Below are 2,899 nucleotides of genomic sequence, written 5' to 3'. Positions count from 1 at the left end.
ATGATGGACAGCTCCACAAACGCGATCACCAGCGCGACCAGCCCGACGATGATCAGGATGATCGAGAAGATCAGGCTGGCGACGCCCTGCACCCGACCCTGGACCCGTTCGGGCAGCAGCAGGCCCAGGCAGAACAGCCCGGTGCTCCAGACCGCCACCGCGTCGATCAGCGCGAGGTAACCGGTGCCCCGCCCGGACGGCTCGCTGACCCCGGACACGTCGTCGATCTCCACGTCCAGCGCCCCGGCGCTGTCCGCGAGGGCCGCACCGGCGTCGGCACCGCCGAGCAGCAGCCCCGCCCCCACCTCCACCCCGATCGCCAGGACGATGGCGAGCATGGCCATCAGCAGGAACGGCTTGCGCAGGTCACCCACGGCGACACCTTCCTCTCAGCCCGGGTCAGGATGTGGCCACGACGACAGTGCAGCCGCCCAGGCCGGGGCAGACCAGGCCCACCTCGGTGGCCTGGTCGACGGCGATCTTCGCCACCGCGCCGGTCCCGTCCGCCGCCGGTTCCACCTCGTCGCGGATGGTGAGGTCGGCGTCCCCGGGTGCCGGTGCGACGACAGTGAACGGCGCCGCGCTGCGCATCACCAGCGTGCGTAGCCCGCCCGGGTCGGCGACCCGCAGCACGCAGGTGCCGGAGAAGACCAGCCGACCGGGCAACTCGAAGCAGTCGGCGCCGACCGTCGCCGGGTCCACCGCCGCACGCTCGCCGCCCAGCGCGGCCAACCGGTCGACCAACCCGTGTCGGGCCGCCGGATCACCCCGGTCGCCGCGACCCGCCCCGACCGCGACCACGAACAGCGCCACCAGCAGGATGGCGAGCAACCCCAGCAGCGCCTTCTGCCGACCGCTCATCGCGCCACGGCCCGCGCCACGATTTCGGTGAACCGGATCTCGTCGACCCCCGCGAAGTAGCGGTTCGTGCCCTGCGTCTTGCCCACCACCAGCAGCGTGACCTGGTGCGGGCCTTTGCTGAGCCGCACCGTCCCGACGTCCAGCAGCTCCGTCCTGCGCACCGTCGGCGAGAAGCCGAGGAACGTGCCGCCGACCTGGGTGCCGTCGATCGTGAACACGGTGTTGGCGTAGTCGAGGGAGGTGGTGCGTACCGCGGCGAACCGCCAGGTGCCGTCGGCCGGGATCTGCACCGTCACGGTGACCCGGTCACCGATGGCCAACCCCTGGAAGAACAACTGCGTGTCACCGGACCAGGTCACCCCGCAGCAGTTGGGTTGCGCCTCCACCTTCGCCCCGCTCTTCGCCGGGGAGTCCACCACCGCGCCCGGGACCAGGCTCTCCGCCTCGACGGTGACCACTCGCGGCTCGCCGGGGGGCGGCTCGCCGTCGCGGGTCAGCAACACCACCCCCACGGCGACCACCACCAGCACCAGCGCCGCCGCGGCGGCGATCCACAACCATGGGGTACGCCGTGGCGGCGCGACCGCCCGCACCTCGTACGTGACCCGGCCGCTGGAGCGGGAACTCTCCTCCGGCGCGGTGTTCGCCGAGTACGCGAACCCGGTCATGTCGTAGCGCCGGGGCGCGGTGCCGGCCGGCACGGCGAGCTTGACCAGGAACGACACCGAGCCCTGGCCGGGTACCACCCGCTGCGGCTCGGCGACGGTGAACCACGACCGCTGGGAGCCGTCACCGGGCGCCACGTCGAACACCACCGTGTCCGGCGCGGTGCCCGGGTTGAAGACGGTGAAGGTCAGCTCGCCGCAGTTGCGCGGGTCGACTGTGAACTGTTCGGCGGCGGCGACGACCGCCCACTCGGTGGTCATGACGACTCCTCTTCCAGGACGATCTCGACGGTGGCCGAGGCGGGTTTCTCCGTCTCGACGATGCGGGTGATCACGGCGAGATGGCCGGCGGCGGCCACCGGCACCCGCACCACGACGTGAAAGGGCCGCTCGGCGGGTTCCTCGATGACGAAGCCCGACGTCCCGGTGGCCAGTTCCAAGGCCCGGCGCAGCCCGTACGGGGTGCCGCGCCAGCGGGCCAGCAGGGCGGCGTTGGCCACCAGGTCCCGCAGCCGCCCCACCGGCAGCGGCAGCGGGGCGTCCGGGCGGGGCGAGGCGACCACGTGGTCCATCGCCACCCAGCGGGTCAACCGCACGACCAGCCCGTCCGGCGCCCGGTACGGGTCGAACAGCGCGTCCACCTCGGCGAGGATCGCCTCGTCCGGGGCGTGCAACCCCTCCATCACGTCCAGCAGCGCCCAGAGCACGCTGCCCGGCACGCAGGCCCGCTGGTAGGCGGCGGGCAGCAACCGTTCAATCGCCGAGCGTCGCATCCTGGCGCACCACCTCGATGTCGTGCTCGCCGGAGCAGAGCAGCCAGGTATCCGGGACAGTCACCACGTCGGCGGTGGCCTGGTTGGCGCTGGGCGTCCAGGTGACGGCGTCGGCGCTGCGGTGCACGCCGCGTTCCCCGCCGGCCAGGATCAGCCGCTCCGCCGCGCCGGTGCCGCCGGCCGCCGCACCCGCCACACCCGCCACACCCGGCACGCCCGGCGCGCCCGTGCTGCCGGATGTCGGGCCGCTGATCGCGATGGCGTCGACCGGCACGAACCGGGTCCGGTCCCGCAACGGCATCCCGGAGTTGACCGACACCGCCTGCCACTGCGGTTGGGCGGCCAGGGTGTCCAACCGCAGCACCCCGCCGCTCTGGGTGGCCGCCACCGCCTGCTGGCCGGCGAACGCGAGGTCCCGGCAGGTGCCGCCGATCCACCCGGCCTGCATCGACTGCCACTTCACGTCGGACTCGAACAGCCGGGTGCGGTGGCAACCCTGGCCGGGTTTCTTCGGGTCCGGCTCGCCGGCGCCGACCTGGCGCGGCGCGGCCCCTCGGTGCTCCGCCCGGCCAACCCGTCCGTGCGGGTCCACTCCCGCCG

The 2,899-nt window shown here is 73.3% G+C and carries 3 protein-coding genes and 2 pseudogenes; all 5 read right to left on the bottom strand.

Annotated elements, in window-relative coordinates:
* Nucleotides 1-374, bottom strand: a pseudogene (locus KBX53_RS28085) (hypothetical protein); the annotation flags it as partial.
* Between the two features lie 25 nt (nt 375-399).
* On the bottom strand, nt 400-861 hold the full coding sequence (locus KBX53_RS28080) for a hypothetical protein (RefSeq protein ID WP_210862564.1): 462 nt from the start codon (nt 859-861) through the stop codon (nt 400-402).
* Complete coding sequence (locus tag KBX53_RS28075; RefSeq protein ID WP_210862562.1) at nt 858-1,787, bottom strand: hypothetical protein; 930 nt, start codon at nt 1,785-1,787, stop codon at nt 858-860. Before KBX53_RS28075 ends, KBX53_RS28080 begins: the two co-directional genes overlap by 4 nt.
* Complete coding sequence (locus KBX53_RS28070; RefSeq protein WP_210862560.1) at nt 1,784-2,299, bottom strand: phage tail protein; 516 nt, start codon at nt 2,297-2,299, stop codon at nt 1,784-1,786. Before KBX53_RS28070 ends, KBX53_RS28075 begins: the two co-directional genes overlap by 4 nt.
* Nucleotides 2,280-2,899: pseudogene (locus tag KBX53_RS28065) on the bottom strand (hypothetical protein); the annotation flags it as partial. The pseudogene KBX53_RS28065 and the gene KBX53_RS28070, both read right to left, overlap by 20 nt.

Origin of the sequence: Micromonospora sp. M51 (genome assembly GCF_018070305.1) — a bacterium.
Classification (GTDB): Bacteria; Actinomycetota; Actinomycetes; order Mycobacteriales; family Micromonosporaceae; genus Micromonospora; species Micromonospora parva.
Note: the sequence above shows the minus strand (reverse complement) of the source record. Positions and strands in the feature narration are given on the sequence as shown.

Excerpts from the sequence above, each read along its gene's own strand:
- KBX53_RS28080 (WP_210862564.1), bottom strand. The coding sequence starts at position 861 with ATGAGCGGTCGGCAGAAGGCGCTGCTGGGGTTGCTCGCCATCCTGCTG.
- KBX53_RS28075 (WP_210862562.1), bottom strand. The coding sequence starts at position 1,787 with ATGACCACCGAGTGGGCGGTCGTCGCCGCCGCCGAACAGTTCACAGTC.
- KBX53_RS28070 (WP_210862560.1), bottom strand. The coding sequence starts at position 2,299 with ATGCGACGCTCGGCGATTGAACGGTTGCTGCCCGCCGCCTACCAGCGG.